The organism is Neomicrococcus lactis, from assembly GCF_014200305.1.
Taxonomy (GTDB): Bacteria; Actinomycetota; Actinomycetes; order Actinomycetales; family Micrococcaceae; genus Neomicrococcus; species Neomicrococcus lactis.
Map to the genome: position 1 here is coordinate 2,325,850 of NZ_JACHBL010000001.1, position 16,000 is coordinate 2,341,849.

Sequence of the window (16,000 nt, forward strand, 5' to 3'; positions counted from 1 at the left end):
GCCAAGCACCCATTCAGGTGGATAGGCTGGAACACATGGCATTTCGTAACCGACGCGCAGCAGCTCTTCCCGCAAAACTTTCTCGCTCCTGGCTTCTTGTCAACGCCTCGAAGCCGGAACTTTTCGCACCAGCTCTCGCGTCTGAAGCGGATTCCGTGATTTTTGACCTCGAGGCAAGCGTTCCCGAGGAGAAGAAAGTTGAAGCTCGCGCGGCTGTTGTCGAGGCGCTCAACACGGGCATGACCGCATGGGTGCGCGTCAACATTCCTGACACGGATGATTGGGCGACGGACCTTGCGGACCTCAGCTCCGCGAAGGGTTTGCGCGGCGTGATGCTCGCTCAGACTGAGAAGCCAGAGCAGGTTGCCTACACCGCCATGCGTTTGCGCGCAGGTATCCCGGTTCTCGCGCTGATCGAGTCTGCACTGGGCATCGAGAACGCCACCGCAATCGCTAGCGCGCCTGGCACCTTCCGCTTGGCTTTCGGTACCAACGATTTCCGTAAGGACACCGGCGTTGGCGATGACCCGCTGGCTCTTGCGTATGCCCGCGGCAAGCTCGTGGTCGCTTCCCGCGTTGGCCGCCTCCCGGGCGCCATCGATGGCCCGGCTGCTGTTACCGCCGCAACCGGCGAGGTAGTCGAGGAGTGCAAGACCACCGCTCAGATGGGCATGACCGGAAAGCTTGCCTTGGCAATCGAGCACGCGGATGCCGTGAACAAGGGTCTGTCCCCGAGCGACGACGAGCTCAAGTGGGCACAGCAGATGCTCGAGGCACACGCGGCCGGCGCCGAGGTCGGGGACGGTTCCTACCTGCCGCGTCTGGCTCGCGCTCAGAAGATCGCGGGCCTCGCGGACTCGTACGGCCTCTGGAACGCCTAAATTTCCGTTTCTTTCTGAGTACGACGACGCAGCTCAGCTTTCTCTGTGACCCTCCGGTCGCCAGTGGGCTGGGGGATCTTCGCCGACGCGACCATCGATTGACTCGCGGATGAGATCTGCGTGACCGGTGTGCCGACCGTACTCTTCAATGAGATCGCAGATGATGCGTCGCAGGGTCACTGTGGTTCCCCACGTCTCGCTGAGAAAGATGGGCTGGTCTAACCCATCTTTCTCGATGGCTTCCGCAAGAACCGAGCGCGAACGCAATACAGCGGCGTCGTAATTCTCGTAGAGAGCCGCGGGGGAGTCCTCAGCCGCAGAGGTGAACGGCCAATCATGATCTTCAAGCGACGCCCATGGCTCGCCGGGGTTGCTGCCGAAGAGATCCCACGTAGCCTTCACCGTCTCGGCGCCAGTCAGGTGCTTGAGTAGGCCGCCAATCGTCAGCGCAGAAGGGCCCAAGCGCGTGGCCAATTGCTCGGCCGTGAGGCCGCCGGCCTTCCATCGGAAGGTTGCGCGCAATCGATCCAAAGCGCCCAACAGGTGCTCCGCTTCGGTGCCCGCAAGTGGCGGCTCCCAAGGGTTTTCGCTGTCGTCTCCTTCGTACCAAGTAGCTGTCATGAGGACACGCTACAGCAGGGCGGAGACCCCCGTGAGATGAGCCCCTGCGAGATGAGGCTCGCGAGGCCTAGACCCCGCGAGCCTTGAGCCAGCTCGTGATGACCTTGTTGAACTCGTCCGCGCGTTCCACCTGGGACCAGTGGCCGCACTGGCTGAAGATGTGAGCGTCGGAATTTGGGATGATGTTGAGGATTTCCCACGTGCGGGAGACCGGGATGACAACGTCCTGGACGCCGTGGATCAGGAGGACGGGAACCTCGAGCTTGGAAAGCACGTCGAAGTCCAACGGAAGTTCAATACGGTCGCGGTCGCGGGCCTCAACAACTTCCTTGAGACGATCCGAGGCGGTGTCGTTCAAAGCCGACGCGTAGCGCAGCTTCACGAGCTCATCCGTGACGAGGGACTTGTCCACCACGAAGAGTTCGAGGGTGTTGCGGATGCCTTCTTCAGTCAGCTGCGGGTTGGAGTGACCCTTGAGAGCGCCCGTGAGCTTAGCTCCGCCGGTCCCCATCGAGATGATGCCCAAGAGGCGCTCCGGGAAATCGATGGCGAACTGGAAAGCCAGCCATCCACCCAAAGAGTTGCCCACAATCCAGGTCTTCTCGATGCCCAAAGCATCCAGAACGCGCACCGCGTGGCGAACCCATTCCTTGATGCCGTACTCGGTGCCCTCGGCAACTACGGACTGGCCGTATCCGATCGAGTCGATCGCAATGCAGCGTCCCACCTTGGACAGCTCAGGCAAGTTCAGCCACCAGTTCGCGGCAGCAGTCACGCCCGTGCCGGAGCCGTGGAGGAAGAGGATCGGGGCGCCTTCGCCCACCTCGTGGTAGTGCGTCAGCTCGCCGGGAGCGGTCTCCAGCCACTTGTCTTCGATGCCGAAGAACTTATCCGTGGTGTATTCCGGAATGGCAACCGTGCTCATGAGACTCCTAGGTGTTGATCGAGGCATTTCTTTCAGCCTAGGGACAACATGAGCACGGCTCTAGTGCGCGTTCCAGAGGACGGCACGATTGGCGAAAACTTCCACGGGGGAAGTTTTCGAGTCCGGCCTTATTCGGGCTTCGTTCAAAAAGTCCCGCCGAGGAACTTTTTACTTGAAAACATTCCTCTGCACGCCGAGACCCTCAATTTCGGTCTCGAGCACATCCCCGGCCTTGAGCCACGGATGGCGTCCCTCAGCATTTCGGCGACCCAGTGCCACGCCCGCCGGCGTACCGGTCAGGATCAAGTCGCCGGGGCGCAAGCGAACCAACGTAGAGCAGTAAGCAACCAGCGCAGCCGGCGAAAACACCAGATCAGCCGTGGAATCCTCCTGCACCACTTCACCGTTCACACGCGTGACAATCCGCGCGCCAACTTCAAATTCTTCCGGCGAAACCAAGTACGGCCCCACGGGCGTCGCGGAGTCCCAGCACTTGCCCTGGGTCCACTCGGGCGTTCGGCCCTGGTAGCCGCGCATGGAAACGTCGTTGGACACGGCGTAACCGGCGATCGCTTCCAGAGCATCAGCCTCGGACAACCGGCGCCCACCTGCACCAATCACAATCGCGAGCTCACCCTCCCAATCAATGCGGTGATCCTCGGCAGGAATCTCGATCTCATCCTGAGGACCGCACAACGAATCGGCGAACTTCGTGAAGATCGTGGGGAACTTTGGCACTTCATTACCGGTTTCGGCGATGTGGTTGCGGTAGTTCAAACCAATGCAAAAGACCTTGGAAGGAGAAGTCACCAGCGTCGCAAACGAAGCAGAAGACAAGGGAATGGAAGCTAAACGCTCCACCGAATCCACGGATTGACCGCTCGCAAGGAAAGCGCCAACGTCGGCGAACCCGGAAAGCTCAGTGGCGGCGTCGTTCTCAATAATGGCGGCGAAAGTGTCCGCAGGGTTGCCGTCTCGGCGAAGCGTTGCAAGTCTCATATTGCAACTTCATCACGTTTGCCCCCGAATTTCAGATACCGTTTCAAACAGTGGAACGAAAGGGCTGCCATGAATTGCCATTTAGTGATTGCGTGTCGTGCGGAGGGCACTCTTGAATTACACCGTTTTTCCGGCGGAATTCTGGAGCGCATCGAGGTTTTGCACGGCTATGAGGGCGTGAATTGTCTCGCGTATGACGCTCGCGAGCAGCGTCTGTATGCGTCGCAGACGGGCAGAGTTTCGCACGTGACGGTCTTCAACGTCTTCCAGAACGGCGATATTGAGCCGGCCGGATCGTTCGATCTTCCGCACCAGACCGCCTACATTTCCGTGGCCGAGGACGCGCTGTGGAGTGCCAGCTACCACGACGGCAACATCGCGTACGTCCCGCTGAACCCGGATGGCATGCCTAGCGCGCCCGCCCAAACGGATAGCTTCGGCGAGAACGCGCACTGCATCATCACGGCCCCGGACGGCCGCCATACCTACGCGACCTCGCTGCGGGCTGACGTGATTGCCGCGTATTCCGTAGAGAATTCTGAATTACGACGCCGCAGCTTGCGTTCCGTAACTCCCTCCGGCGCCGGCCCGCGCCATTTGGCATTTGTGAATGACGAGACCTTGTTGGCCGTGACGGAGATGACCGGTGAAGTCATCGAGTTCCGGCGCGATGTTGCTACGGGTGAGCTGACAGAACTTACGCGGGTGTCGATGGTGCCCGAGGGCGCCGGACTCACGCGCGGCGTGGCACGTTACCCCGGTGGCCCGGAGGTCCCCGCCCGCCCGATCTGGGCGGCCGACGTCCAGGCGACCTGCGAACTGATCTTCGCGACCGAGCGCACCACCAGCACGGTGACGGCGATTCGCCACACCGCAGAGACCGTAGCGGACGAGCCCGAACTCGAAGTCCTGGAACACATCCGCACCGAAGAGCGGCCGCGAGCCACCGCCGTTTCGCCAGACGGAAAGTACTTCGTAGTGGGCGGCGAGACCTCGAGTCACGCGTCTGTGTATCGCGTGAATCATGACCATGATCCGTCCGCCGTCGACGCTCATTATCCTTCGGTGCTGGATTTGGTATGCCGCGTCCAGACTGGCGAAAACCCGGCCTGGTTTGCGTTCTTGCCGTAGGGGAGAGTTAGTACGAAGCTCCTCGGACTCCAGATGGAACTCGGTCAGAAGGTGCGCCAGTCCCTTGCTTGAACTTGAGCGCAGAGAGGATCGCTTCGAGGGTGGCCGGTCCGTGCTGGTTGAGGCACGCGCCTGCCACGAAGCGGTCTGGTCGCAGGAAGATCATCGGGGTGGGGCGGTCATCGAACCACTTCTTCATGCGGCCCGTGTGATCGCCAAGAACCATGACGTCCTTGTCCATGTACTTCTCGGCCCATTCGCGCTGCGTTTCCGGAACGATCGAGACAAGCTTGGCGCCAAGACCGCGGAGCTTCTCGAGCGCAGCTTCGGGAAGCACGTCCTTGGGGCTGTTGCCCCAGACAATGACGGTCCACCAGTTGCCGATGACGTCGTCAAGCAATGCGTTCTTCTGCTAGGAGGTGTTGAAGCGGTACTGCGGGAACTGCACGCCTACTGGGGAGACCGTGTTGTTAGCTGTCAGCACGGGGATCATCTTGGAGACGATGTGGGACGTCGCGCGGCCTGGTGTGCGGGTAGAAGGATCCGCGAGCACGCCTTCGGTGTAGCGAGGCATTGGCTTGAAGCGCATGCCGGAGTTCCAGCCCTGACCCATCCACACGGGCATGAGGTGCGCAGCGTCGCCGGCGATGATCTGGCGGCCCTTGCGGAAGGAGCCAGCAATACGGCCGTGGTGCGTGAAAACACGGCGGCGAATGTAGTCCAGGCTCGCCGGATCCGGCACGTGATCCTTGAGCATCCGGTTTACGAATTCGGGATCCGTGACCTGCTCTTCGGTTTCGTGATCCAAGAGCATGAACTCCCAACGGCGGACGGCGTGGGGCAAGCCAATGGAAACGTACGGACGCTTCGGGTCTGCGCCCAAGAAGACATTCGGAGTGCCGAGTGGATCGTTGTTGACGTCAACCACCAACCAGCGGGTGGAAGGAGATTCGCCCTCGAAGGAGACGCCCATGCGCTTGCGCGTAGGGGACTTGCCGCCTTCGCAACCCACCAAGTACTGGGCACGGAAGCGGCGCTCCACCAAGGTGTCGTCGTCCTGAGAGACCAGCGCAATGGCGGTGACGCCGTTTGCGTCTTCCTCAACGTTCTCTACGCGGTGGCCAAAGTGAACTTCCACGTTGTCGAAGCGCGCGAGGCCCTCGTAGAGCGCCTTATCAACCTCGGGCTGGATGAAGCTGTGCTTGCGATCCCATCCGAACTCGTCCGTCTTGGGGTTGTTGGTGAGGATGACCTTTCCGGCGCCGTTGACCAAGCGCATGATGTGCTGTGGGGAAGTGTGTGGGCGGACGGTGTCCACGAGGCCCACGGTCTGGATGGTGCGGAAGGACTCGTCGTCGAGTCCCACACCGCGCGGGTAGTCGATGAGCTGGTCCATCGCTTCAAGGACCACCACCTTGCGGCCGTACATGCCCAAGATGTTGGCGAGCATGAGGCCAACTGGCCCCGCGCCAACAATAAGAACTTCGGTGTCCTGGACTGCAGTTTCTGGGACGTCAGTGTCCGTAGTTGCCATGATTCCGCCTTGCTTCAGAATTATTGTGCAAATAACGCACATCATCTGCCGTTATTTGCAAATTTGAGTCAATTCAAGACGTGTTAGTGAGCTAGGTCAAGTACAGCGTGCCGTCTGATGGAACGCATGTTCAGGCAATTAGCCCAGCGCAACCAGCATGTCCTGAGCGGCCCGCTGGAGACGAGCTACGGCGTCGTGCTCAATATCAGAACGGGTAGTGATCACGTTTAAGCAAGCCGCGGGCCCGCCGTGCGGCAACTGGAGTGGAACCGCAAATCCATACATATGCGGTTCCACTTCGCCAAAAGTCTTGGTGTAGCCCCGCGTTGACGCCGCGATCACCTCAGGGTGCGCGGACGGTCCGTGGGGCAGCAGCGATGAGATCGCGTGGCCAGCAGCGCCGCGGTCCAGCGGATGCGTGCTGCCTTCCGTGAACACCACGTGATATGCGCCGTTGCGTGGCGACACCACCAGTACCGCGCGGGCAATATCGCCCTCAGAAACAATGAGCGCTACCGTCACTCCCAAGGCGTCCGACGACGCCTGCATCGGTCCCAGCGCCACCTCGCGAAGGTTCGAGTAGGCAGATACGGCCAACTGCGCCAGTCCGAACGATCCCCGATATTTCCCGTCCGGCCCGCGGAAAACCAGCAGCGCATCAGCCAGGGTGTTGAGCAGCCGGTAAGCCACCGTGCGGTGCACACCCAGATGCTCACTAACTTCCACCACCGTGACGCCCTCGCGAGCGGCAATGAATTTGAGCGCATCGATGCCGCGTGCCAGCGTCTGCGCTCCCGAAGTGCGGGAGGCGGCGGGCGTGGGGGATTCGGGCGTGCTCGGCATTCAATGATCATGACATGTCCGCCGATTCTGTGTCGCGAGAGTGACTTGCGCGCCTTCTCGTAAACCCACAACTCAGAGGCCTTTCGCGGCGCCGAAACACGTGGACTAGTTAGCGCCGCAACACCCTTTTGTCTTGATTCACCATGAAAGGCACACGATGACCTACAAGCTCGCGACGTACCTCACTTTCGAAAACACCGCACGTCAGGCCATGGAGTTCTACCACTCCGTACTCGGCGGCAAGCTGGATATGAATACGTTCTCCGAATTCGGCATGAGCCAGGGTGAGGCGGACGCCGACCTCATCATGCATGCGCAGCTGGAGACCGAAGAAGGCGCCTTCATCATGGCCTCGGACACCCCGGCGCACATGGAAGTTCAGAAGCATGGCGGCTTCTCGATCGCACTGTTCTCCCAGGACTACGAGAGCGTCCAGGACAAGTTCGATACGCTCGCAGCCGGCGGCCAGGTCCTCCAGCCGCTGGGACAGGCTCCGTGGGGCGACTACTTCGGCATGTTTGTTGACCAGTTCGGCATCAACTGGATGTTCATCGTAGCGGGCCCGAAGGGCGAGGCTGCAGCGGAGTAACCTTCCGCTGATCCGTTGGTTGACTTGGGCGATACTTGGTTAATGACTATTGAAGCTTTTGCCGGGAACCCACCCATTGCACAGGACGCGCTGAACCAGATCTTTGTGGAGGCGCGCACCGCGTACCGCTTCGATGAGACGAACGTGGTTGCGGACGAGGATCTCGTGAAGATCCAGGAGCTAGTTGCACTCGGCCCGACGGCCATGAACTCGCAGCCCATGCGCATCACCTGGGTGAAGTCGCGCGAAGCTCGCGAGCGTCTGGCCGAGCACATGTCTTCCAACAACAAGGAGAAGACCCTCTCCGCTCCCATGACCGCGATCCTGTCCTACGACGATTCGTACTCGGAGCACATGGGTCTCGTGGCACCACACGCAGTTGGCATGAGCGAGAAGCTCGGTGCCGACGCAAAGGCACGCCGCGGCATGGGCGAGCTGAGCTCCCACTTGCAGGGTGGCTACTTCATTCTTGCCCTGCGCGCTTTGGGCTTCGCGACCGGTCCAATGGCCGGCTTCAGCGTGGATGGCGTCAACAAGGAGTTCTTCGAAGGAACCGCTTTGAGCGCATTCATGGTGGTCAACTTTGGCCGCGCCGGCGAGAACGCTTACCGCCCACGCGCACCTCGTCTGAGCTTTGACCAGCAGACGGAGACCGTCTAGCTCTAGGCTGGAGCGGTGACTACACAACAATCACCACTCATTTACGGATGCATGGGCCTTGGTGGCCCGTGGGGTCCGGGCGCTCTCGCGGGACGCCCGGACCAAAACGAACTGGTGGCTCAAGCCCATCACGCCATCGATGCCGTGCTCGCAGCAGGCATCACCACCTTTGATCACGCTGACATCTATAAAGATGGCCGCGCGGAAGAAGTCTTCGGGAAAGTGCTCGCTGAGCGCCCCGAATTGCGCGAAACCATCAGCATTCAATCCAAAGTCGGCATCATCCTCGGTGACCCGCAGCGCTACGATTCCTCGCCCGCTCACGTAAGCGGCGGCGTCGTACGAATTGCGGAACGACTGGGAATCCCGCAGCTGGATACTTTGCTCATCCACCGTCCGGACCCGCTGACCTCGTGGGACGAGCTCGCGGAGACGCTCGGTAAGCTGCGCGAGGACGGGCTCGTCAAGCGCTTCGGCGTCTCGAACATGTCGGCGGCCCAAATGAGCGCGTTTGAACGCGCTTTCGGCGAAGCGCCTGTCGCGGCGCAAATTCAGCTGAGCCTGCAGCACCGGAATCTGCTGGACTCGAGCATTCTTTTTATTGCTTCGGATGAGCCCGTGGAATCCGGATTCGTTGAGTATTGCCTCGAGAAAAACGTTGAGATCCAGGCGTGGTCGCCGCTGGCAGGTGGCCTCTATGACCCGTCGCGAACGGGAGAAGCTGACGCGGAAGTGCTCGCCACCCGCGAGCTCGTCGGCGATATCGCAAAGAGTCTCGATTGCTCCGCCGAGGCCGTAGTTCTGGCGTTCTTGCTCAAGCTTCCGTGGGGTGTGCGGCCTGTGCTGGGCACCACGAATCCTGCGCGCATCGCCGCGAGTGCTGACGCTGCGGCCGTCGCTGAGCGGATGAGTCGCGAAGACTGGTACCGCTTGTGGACGGCCGCGCGCGGGGCGAAAGTTCCGTAAGGGATTACTGCTTCGCGGACGTGATCTTCCGATCGCGGTACGCATTGGCACGAGCCACGAACCAGTCGATGGTCTCCGGGTTCTGTAGCGAACCGCGGTTGATGGCGCGCTCGGGATCGTGACCGGCGAAGAGTTTCTTCACGGGAACTTCGGTGCGCTTGCCAGCATGCGTGGTGGGCACGCCGGGCACCGCGATGATCTCATCAGGGACGTGGCGAGCTGAGGTGCGCGAGCGGATGGTGGTCTTGATCCGATCCGAAAGTTCCTCGCTGACCTTGCCGTTCTCGGTGGTCTGGCCATCGCGAAGCACCACGAACAGCGGCATGTAGTACCCGCCGTCGGCTTCCTCCACGCCAATCACCAACGAATCGGTGACCTCCGGAATGTGCTGCATCGCACTGTAAATATCAGCCGATCCCAAGCGCACGCCTTGGCGGTTGAGCGTGGCATCGGAGCGACCGTGCACAATGAAGCCGCCGGAAGGCAGCTCGGAGATCCAGTCGCCGTGCGTCCAGACGCCCGGGAACTTCTCGAAGTACGCATCGCGGTACTTCTGACCGTCCTCGTCGCCCCAGAAGAACACAGGCATAGACGGCATGGGACGGGTGATGGTCATGTCGCCCACGTCGTTGAAGACGCGGCGTCCGCTGTCATCCCAAGCTTCAACAGCCACCGCGAGCTGCGGTCCCTGCAGTTCGCCCAATCGCACCGGCTCCAACGGGTTCGATCCCAAGAAACCACTGCAGATGTCTGTGCCGCCGGAGTCAGATCCCAAGTGCACATCGGGTCGCACGTGCGTGTGCACCCAAGCCCATGTCGAGTCCGGCAACGGCGAACCGGTGGACAGGATTGAGCGCATCTTGGACAAGTCGTATTCGGCACCCGGGACCAGTCCGGACTTTTCCACGAGGGAAAGGTAAGCGGCGCCGGTGGCGAACATCGTGGCGCCGGTTTCGGCGATGATCTTGAACTGGTGATCCACGCGGCCGGCCATGGGCGAGCCCGCGTAGGTGACCACGGAAGCGCCGGTGATCAGGTTGTTGACGAGCGTATTCCACACCATCCATGAGGTGTTCGCTGCGACGTAGTAGAGGTCGCCGCGGCGCATGTCATGGTTGAGTCCGGGGCCCTTGAGCGATTCGAGCACCATGCCGCCGTGCCCGTGCACTATGCCCTTCGGCTTGCCCGTGGTTCCGGAGGAAAACAGGACCCACAGAGGGTGCGCAAACGGGACGCGCTCGTAGTTCGGCGTCGCGGGGGCCAACGGTTCTTCCTGTACGACGCCGCCGCTCGGCGCCGCGCGATAGCTCAGGACACCGTCCGTGAGTTCTGCGGAATTTCCCGGATCCAGCGTGGGCACGAGGATTCGCGTCGTGACGCTCGGGATTTCGTCCGCGATCTCCCTGAGCTGCGCGGAGCGATCAATGATCTTGCCGTTGAACTGGTAGCTGTCAACGCCGAACAACACCTTTGGCTCGAGCTGCTTGAGACGATCCAGCGTTGCTTGCACCGAGAGGTCAGGGGAGTTGATGGTCCAGACTGCGCCGATCGAGGCGGCGGCCAACAGCCCGATCAACGCTTCCGGAATGTTCGGCAAATACGCGGCGACGCGATCACCAGGCTGAACGCCACGATCCTTGAGAAGTTGAGCCAATTGGGCCACGTTGTTCTCGAGCTCGGCCCAAGAGAAGCGCGTTTGAGTGCCATCTTCGGTGACGTTCAACAGCGCGAGCTCGTCCCGCTGCTCAGGGTTCTGTGCGTACTTCAGCACGTTTTCGGTGAAGTTGATCTTCGCCTCCGGGTACCAAACGGCCCCAGGCATCTGCTCGCTTGCGAGTGCGCGCTCGGTGTCCCCGAAGCCCTCACCGATGACCCCATAAAAACGGCGCACGGCATCCCAGAAGCCACTCGTGTCATCAACAGACCACTTGAGGACGTCGCGGTAAGTTTTCAACTCAATGCCGCGGTGTTCCAGCGTCCATTGCATGAAGTGCCAGAGTGTGGTGCTTTTCGTGAACTCTTCGCTGGGTTCCCATGTGATCGCTCCGCGGTTGATGGTGGTTTCCAAAGGAAGCTGGTGCGGCGTTGCACCCGACGTTGTGGTGGTAGTCACGTTCATGAATTCGATAGTAAGTCAGCGCGCTGAGACACCTAATTTTAGTGAAAGAACGCTACGTCATAGAGCGGCGCGACTAAGAATACATGCACTTGTGCAATATTGCACTGGTGCAATAAAGTAGTCGGGTGAGTGAATGCAAACCTGAACCATCCCTGCGCGAGCGACGCCAAGTGGAGACCTGGACTCAGATCCACACTGCCGCTTTGGACCTTGCGCTATCTGACGGCCTTGCTGTGGCAACCATTGACGCCATCGCCGAGCGCGCTGGAATCTCTCGCCGAACCTTCTTTAATTACTTCCCCTCTAAAGAAGACGCGCTCCTGGGGTTGCGAACCCCGCAACTGAGCGACGAAGTTCGGGAGCGATTCCGCGCCAGCCAAGAACCTGCACTCGTGCGTCTCACGAGGCTCGTTCGAGGCACGGTGCGCGAAACCTCTGCTATGGACCAGTTGGGCCGTACTGCTGACATGAAGCGCCGTAAGGAGCTGGTCAGCCAGCACCCTGAATTGGCGCTCCGCATGAAGGCTCACATGGGCGCTGTCTCGGACATGCTCATGAAAGAGCTCGAGCGGGCTGAAGAAGAAATTGCCGACGGCAACGAAGAGCCAATACCTGATGGATTCAGCCACGAGGACGCGGAAGCCGCCATCATGCTGGCCAACATCATCCTTTTTCACGCCTTCAAAAAAGAGGGTGAATCTGCATTGCATCGAGATTCAGACGCAATCATTCACTCCATTGAAACCTTTAGAAACATCCTGGAAAGCAAATAATGAGCGCTACTAATGAAGAGGTCGCCGTCTCAGCGACTCAAGAGGCGAGTCAACAGCCTCTTACTAATTCACACTTAGAGACCGGTGCTATCCCGGTAGTTCAAGAGAAGACCGCACACTTAGGCCTCATCTTTGCGGCCCTCATGCTCTCTATGCTGCTGTCTTCGCTCAATCAGACGGTGCTTTCCACAGCACTTCCTACGATTGTGGGCGAGCTCAACGGCGTAGAGCATATGTCGTGGGTCATCACGGCGTTCATCCTAACCAGCACCATCATGATGCCCGTCTACGGAAAGTTGGGCGACATCTTCGGCCGCAAGCCGCTCTTGATGTTCGCCATCATCATGTTCTTGACCGGCAGTGTCATCGGTGCGTTGTCGCCGGATATGAACCTGCTGATCTTCGCTCGTGCCATTCAGGGCATCGGCGGCGGTGGCCTCATGATTTTGTCGCAAGCGATCATCGCTGACGTGGTTCCTGCGCGTGAGCGCGGTAAGTACATGGGCGTCATGGGTGGCGTCTTCGCGTTCTCCTCCGTCGCTGGTCCGCTGTTGGGCGGCTGGCTCACTGAAGGTCCCGGCTGGCGTTGGGCATTCTGGATGAACGTGCCATTGGCCATCATCGCGTTTGTTGCGTGCGTGACGTTGCTCCATATTCACAAGCCTGTTCACGAGACGCGTCCAAAGATCGACTACCTTGGCATGGTTCTGATTGCTATCGCCACGGCATCCATCGTCTTGATGGCAACGTGGGGCGGCAACCAGTACGAATGGAGTTCTCCTGAAATCCTCGGCCTGATCGCTGCTGCCGTGATTGCTGCCGCATTGTTCGTGTGGGTTGAATCCAAGGCTGCGAATCCCATCATTCCGTTGGCCTTGTTCAAGAACAAGAACTTCAACCTCACCACGGTGGCTGGTTTGGTGACCGGCATTTCGATGTTCGGCGCTATTGGCTACATGCCTACCTACTTGCAGATGGTCACGGGCTTCGGCCCGTCCCAGGCAGGCTTGCTCATGATTCCGATGATGGCTTCCCTCCTGATCGTCAGCGTGTTCGTGGGTCGCTACGTCTCCGCGTCCGGCCGCTACAAGAAGGTCATGATCGCCGGTTCCATCGTGACGGCGCTTGGCTTGTACTTGCTTTCCACGCTTCACGCGGACGCCCCGGTCTGGCTCATTTGCGCCTACCTTGGCGTGATGGGCATTGGCTTGGGTGCTTCGATGCAGCTCCTGACCTTGGTCGCTCAGAACTCCTTCCACATCTCCATGGTGGGAACGGCAACCGCCGGTCAGAACTACTTCCGCCAGGTCGGCGCAACGCTCGGTTCCGCAGTGGTGGGTTCCGTCTTCGCTTCGCGCTTGAAGGACTTCTTGTCAGAGCGTTTGCCGCAGTCGGCAGGCGGGGGTGGCGAGCATGCTGGCTCGTCGCTCACACCGGCGCTCGTTAACAGCTTGCCTGACCAGCTCAAGGACATCGTGATCGGTGCCTACAACGAAGCTTTGGTTCCGTTGTTCTTCTGGCTCGTTCCGGTCATGTTGATCGGCATCATTGCCCTCTTCTTCGTCTACGAGAAGCCTCTCGCCACGAAGATCGAGCGCGGCTAAACCTCGCCCTCACTCACTGTCATTCCCGCTTTCGCCAGGGGATAAATGAACGCTAGCGGCGTCGTCGTACTTCTAAATTACGACGGCGCCGCTTGCTTTAAGCGCGCACGCTTGGCGGGTGTGGCACCGGCCGCGCGGTGTTTTGTTCACCCAGAATTAAGCAACTGTCCAGATTGTGTTTCTAGGGTCGAGGGTATGCCGAATTATCTGATGGCTGGCGGCGCCCGGCTCGCGCAACAACCGGGGCGATTTGTGGCCATTGGCGACTCGTTTACCGAGGGTGTGGGGGACTGGAATCCGCGCTTGCCCAATGGGGTGCGCGGGTGGGCGGATCGTGTGGCGAAGCAGCTCTCCAAGGTGGATCCGGCCTGGGAGTATGCGAATCTGGCCATTCGAAGCCGGCGCTTGGATCCCATTGTGGACGAACAGATTGACGTGGCTCTCGCCATGGAACCAACGCTCATTTCCTTTTATGCGGGCGGAAATGACATTCTGGAATTGCGTCAAGACATGGATGATTTGCTGGCGCGGTACGCGGCGGCCGTGGACCGATTGTGCTCGTCCGGCGCCCAAGTAGTGCTGTTTACCGGTTTTGATGTTCCGCTCAATCCCGTTTTCGGCCCTATGAAGCGGCGAAATCATCAATTCAACGATGCCGTGCGGCAACTCGTGGCGGACAACGCTGATCGTGGGGCCGTGCTGCTGGACTACTGGACGCTGGATGCGTTTTCGGATCAACGCATGTGGGATGTCGACAAATTGCACATGAACCGTGCAGGGCATCGCTATCTAGCCATTCAGTTTCTGGAGCTGTTCGGCATTGACCACTTCTTGGAGTTTGAACCTTTTGGGCGCACGAAGCGCGTGGGGCCGGTGGGCTACACCGTTCGCGAAGTGGAGTGGTGGCGCGAGTTTGTGATGCCCATGTTCGGGCGGCGTCGGCGGGGCGTGACGTTGGGAGACTCGTTGTCCCCGCGGTGGCCTGAGCCGATCCGTCCCGCGGATGGGATGAAGAGACTTTACCGAAAGCGGCTTCGCAGACTAGGGCAAGACGCGTTTGCGTCACTAGGATCGAAGAATGAGTGACGCGCCTTCCGTGGCTTCCGGTTCTGCCGATGTGCCAGAGGCACTCGCCGAGCCCACTCGGCGCGTCAGTTCCCGATGGGTGAGCAGTGTTGTTGCCGTCAACTGGGGCATCAATGTGGCGTTCTTTGCGCCGATCAATGTGTTGATTGGCCTGCAGGCCACGGCGATTGATGAGTCTCAGAAGGAAGCCATTCTCTCGCTCGTGACCGCGTGCGGTGCCATGGTGGCGTTGTTTGCTAATCCTCTGACGGGCGCGCTTTCTGACCGGACTTCGTCGCGATTCGGGCGCCGTCGGCCGTGGGTTTTGGGCGGAGTCATCATTGCCGTGGCGGCGTTGCTGGTCATGTCCGGTGCTACTTCTGTAGCCGTGATGGTGTTGGCCTGGAGCGCTTTGCAGCTCGGCGCGAACGCCATGTATTCCACGATTTTTGCGGCTATTCCAGACAGAGTCCCGGTGGAGCAGCGAGGATCCGTCGGCGGTTTTGCGGCGATGGGGCAGACGCTCGGCATCCTGACCGGCGCCGTGATTGGCTTTGTCATTAATGGCAATGTGCCGCTGGGGTACTTGCTGTGTACTGTGCTCATCGCCTTGAGCGTGGTGCTGTATCTGTTTGTGGGCGATGATCCGGCACTGCCTCGTTCCTTGGTTTCGCCATGGAAATGGAGCGAATTCCTGGCAGGGTTCTGGGTTTCCCCGCGCAAGTATCCGGATTTTGCCTGGGCGTGGATTACGCGTTTCCTGATGTTCGTGGGCAACCAACTCACGATCGTGTACTTGCTGTTCTTCCTCACTGACGTGATCAAGCATCCGGATCCTGCGGGAGGTGTGCTGGTACTGACCGGAGTGTACGCAGTCATGACGATTGCCACCACCGTTCTTGCCGGCCGCTGGAGCGATGCCGTGGGTAAGCGGCGCGTGTTTGTGGCGGGATCATCTGCCCTCATTGCCGTGGCCGCGTTGATCATGGCCTTCGCGCCCGTCTTCCCGGCAGCCGTTGTTGGCGCAGCGGTTTTGGGTGCCGGTTTTGGCGCGTATTTGGCGGTGGACTTCGCGCTCTTGACGCAGGTTTTGCCTTCTTCCGCGAACCGCGCGAAGGACCTCGGCGTCGTCAATATCGCGGCGTCTTTGCCGCAGGTCATTGCACCGACGATCGCGCTCATCGCCGTCACGCAGCTGGGTGGATACCGGGTCATGTTTATCTTGGCCGCGGCGATCGGATTGCTGGCGGCCGTATTGGTGTACCGCATCAAGTCGGTCCCTTAGATTCT

Annotated in this window: 16 protein-coding genes; 9 read left to right on the plus strand and 7 right to left on the minus strand. The window is 60.1% G+C overall.

Annotation, left to right across the window (positions count from 1 at the left end):
• Nucleotides 1-35: 35 nt before the first annotated feature.
• Nucleotides 36-881, plus strand: a complete 846-nt coding sequence (locus tag BKA12_RS10525; RefSeq protein WP_183643541.1) for an HpcH/HpaI aldolase/citrate lyase family protein — start codon at nucleotides 36-38, stop codon at nucleotides 879-881.
• 33 nt (nucleotides 882-914) lie between these two features.
• Here BKA12_RS10525 and BKA12_RS10530 read toward each other — a convergent pair whose 3' ends face one another.
• The 3 genes from BKA12_RS10530 to BKA12_RS10540 form a co-directional block, all read right to left on the minus strand.
• A complete protein-coding gene (locus BKA12_RS10530; RefSeq protein ID WP_183643544.1) occupies nucleotides 915-1,502 on the minus strand; it encodes a DinB family protein in 588 nt (195 codons plus the stop codon).
• Nucleotides 1,503-1,569: 67 nt separating this feature from the next.
• The gene (locus BKA12_RS10535) at nucleotides 1,570-2,427 is read right to left on the minus strand and encodes an alpha/beta fold hydrolase (RefSeq protein ID WP_183643547.1); all 858 of its coding nucleotides are present in this window, start codon (nucleotides 2,425-2,427) and stop codon (nucleotides 1,570-1,572) included.
• Between the two features lie 168 nt (nucleotides 2,428-2,595).
• The gene (locus BKA12_RS10540) at nucleotides 2,596-3,426 is read right to left on the minus strand and encodes a fumarylacetoacetate hydrolase family protein (protein ID WP_183643551.1); all 831 of its coding nucleotides are present in this window, start codon (nucleotides 3,424-3,426) and stop codon (nucleotides 2,596-2,598) included.
• A 69-nt stretch (nucleotides 3,427-3,495) separates the two neighbouring features.
• On the opposite strand from BKA12_RS10540, the gene BKA12_RS10545 reads away from it, so the two are divergent.
• Complete coding sequence (locus BKA12_RS10545; protein WP_183643554.1) at nucleotides 3,496-4,557, plus strand: lactonase family protein; 1,062 nt, start codon at nucleotides 3,496-3,498, stop codon at nucleotides 4,555-4,557.
• 7 nt (nucleotides 4,558-4,564) lie between these two features.
• Here the strand turns inward: BKA12_RS10545 and BKA12_RS12300 are convergent, their stop codons facing one another.
• From BKA12_RS12300 to BKA12_RS10555, 3 genes are all read right to left on the minus strand, one after another.
• Complete coding sequence (locus BKA12_RS12300; RefSeq protein WP_221228079.1) at nucleotides 4,565-4,957, minus strand: hypothetical protein; 393 nt, start codon at nucleotides 4,955-4,957, stop codon at nucleotides 4,565-4,567.
• 12 nt (nucleotides 4,958-4,969) lie between these two features.
• The gene (locus BKA12_RS10550; RefSeq protein WP_221228080.1) at nucleotides 4,970-6,091 is read right to left on the minus strand and encodes an FAD-dependent monooxygenase; all 1,122 of its coding nucleotides are present in this window, start codon (nucleotides 6,089-6,091) and stop codon (nucleotides 4,970-4,972) included.
• A gap of 138 nt (nucleotides 6,092-6,229) precedes the next feature.
• Nucleotides 6,230-6,934 (minus strand): IclR family transcriptional regulator, encoded by a 705-nt coding sequence (locus BKA12_RS10555; protein ID WP_183643557.1) that lies wholly within the window; start codon nucleotides 6,932-6,934, stop codon nucleotides 6,230-6,232.
• 157 nt (nucleotides 6,935-7,091) lie between these two features.
• Here BKA12_RS10555 and BKA12_RS10560 point away from each other — a divergent pair, with 157 nt between their 5' ends.
• The 3 genes from BKA12_RS10560 to BKA12_RS10570 are packed head-to-tail and all read left to right on the plus strand — an operon-like array spanning nucleotide 7,092 to nucleotide 9,149.
• Complete coding sequence (locus BKA12_RS10560; protein ID WP_183643560.1) at nucleotides 7,092-7,523, plus strand: VOC family protein; 432 nt, start codon at nucleotides 7,092-7,094, stop codon at nucleotides 7,521-7,523.
• 42 nt (nucleotides 7,524-7,565) lie between these two features.
• Nucleotides 7,566-8,183: a malonic semialdehyde reductase gene (locus tag BKA12_RS10565; RefSeq protein WP_183643563.1), complete on the plus strand. Its 618-nt coding sequence runs from the start codon at nucleotides 7,566-7,568 to the stop codon at nucleotides 8,181-8,183.
• Nucleotides 8,184-8,198: 15 nt separating this feature from the next.
• On the plus strand, nucleotides 8,199-9,149 hold the full coding sequence (locus BKA12_RS10570) for an aldo/keto reductase (protein WP_338087508.1): 951 nt from the start codon (nucleotides 8,199-8,201) through the stop codon (nucleotides 9,147-9,149).
• Between the two features lie 4 nt (nucleotides 9,150-9,153).
• On the opposite strand, the gene BKA12_RS10575 is transcribed toward BKA12_RS10570, so the two are convergent.
• Nucleotides 9,154-11,262: an acetoacetate--CoA ligase gene (locus tag BKA12_RS10575; RefSeq protein ID WP_338087509.1), complete on the minus strand. Its 2,109-nt coding sequence runs from the start codon at nucleotides 11,260-11,262 to the stop codon at nucleotides 9,154-9,156.
• A gap of 131 nt (nucleotides 11,263-11,393) precedes the next feature.
• On the opposite strand from BKA12_RS10575, the gene BKA12_RS10580 reads away from it, so the two are divergent.
• From BKA12_RS10580 to BKA12_RS10595, 4 genes are all read left to right on the plus strand, one after another.
• A complete protein-coding gene (locus BKA12_RS10580) occupies nucleotides 11,394-12,041 on the plus strand; it encodes a TetR family transcriptional regulator (protein WP_221228081.1) in 648 nt (215 codons plus the stop codon).
• A complete protein-coding gene (locus BKA12_RS10585; protein ID WP_183643569.1) occupies nucleotides 12,041-13,645 on the plus strand; it encodes an MDR family MFS transporter in 1,605 nt (534 codons plus the stop codon). Before BKA12_RS10580 ends, BKA12_RS10585 begins: the two co-directional genes overlap by 1 nt.
• Before the next feature lie 195 nt (nucleotides 13,646-13,840).
• Nucleotides 13,841-14,731 (plus strand): SGNH/GDSL hydrolase family protein, encoded by an 891-nt coding sequence (locus BKA12_RS10590; protein WP_246361674.1) that lies wholly within the window; start codon nucleotides 13,841-13,843, stop codon nucleotides 14,729-14,731.
• Nucleotides 14,724-15,995 carry an MFS transporter gene (locus BKA12_RS10595; RefSeq protein ID WP_183643572.1) on the plus strand — a complete coding sequence of 424 codons (1,272 nt, stop codon included), beginning with the start codon at nucleotides 14,724-14,726 and terminating at the stop codon, nucleotides 15,993-15,995. Before BKA12_RS10590 ends, BKA12_RS10595 begins: the two co-directional genes overlap by 8 nt.
• Nucleotides 15,996-16,000 lie beyond the last annotated feature (5 nt).

Excerpts from the sequence above, each read along its gene's own strand:
- BKA12_RS10525 (WP_183643541.1), top strand. The coding sequence starts at position 36 with ATGGCATTTCGTAACCGACGCGCAGCAGCTCTTCCCGCAAAACTTTCT.
- BKA12_RS10530 (WP_183643544.1), bottom strand. The coding sequence starts at position 1,502 with ATGACAGCTACTTGGTACGAAGGAGACGACAGCGAAAACCCTTGGGAG.
- BKA12_RS10535 (WP_183643547.1), bottom strand. The coding sequence starts at position 2,427 with ATGAGCACGGTTGCCATTCCGGAATACACCACGGATAAGTTCTTCGGC.
- BKA12_RS10540 (WP_183643551.1), bottom strand. The coding sequence starts at position 3,426 with ATGAGACTTGCAACGCTTCGCCGAGACGGCAACCCTGCGGACACTTTC.
- BKA12_RS10545 (WP_183643554.1), top strand. The coding sequence starts at position 3,496 with ATGAATTGCCATTTAGTGATTGCGTGTCGTGCGGAGGGCACTCTTGAA.
- BKA12_RS10550 (WP_221228080.1), bottom strand. The coding sequence starts at position 6,091 with ATGGCAACTACGGACACTGACGTCCCAGAAACTGCAGTCCAGGACACC.
- BKA12_RS10555 (WP_183643557.1), bottom strand. The coding sequence starts at position 6,934 with ATGCCGAGCACGCCCGAATCCCCCACGCCCGCCGCCTCCCGCACTTCG.
- BKA12_RS10560 (WP_183643560.1), top strand. The coding sequence starts at position 7,092 with ATGACCTACAAGCTCGCGACGTACCTCACTTTCGAAAACACCGCACGT.
- BKA12_RS10565 (WP_183643563.1), top strand. The coding sequence starts at position 7,566 with ATGACTATTGAAGCTTTTGCCGGGAACCCACCCATTGCACAGGACGCG.
- BKA12_RS10585 (WP_183643569.1), top strand. The coding sequence starts at position 12,041 with ATGAGCGCTACTAATGAAGAGGTCGCCGTCTCAGCGACTCAAGAGGCG.
- BKA12_RS10590 (WP_246361674.1), top strand. The coding sequence starts at position 13,841 with ATGCCGAATTATCTGATGGCTGGCGGCGCCCGGCTCGCGCAACAACCG.
- BKA12_RS10595 (WP_183643572.1), top strand. The coding sequence starts at position 14,724 with ATGAGTGACGCGCCTTCCGTGGCTTCCGGTTCTGCCGATGTGCCAGAG.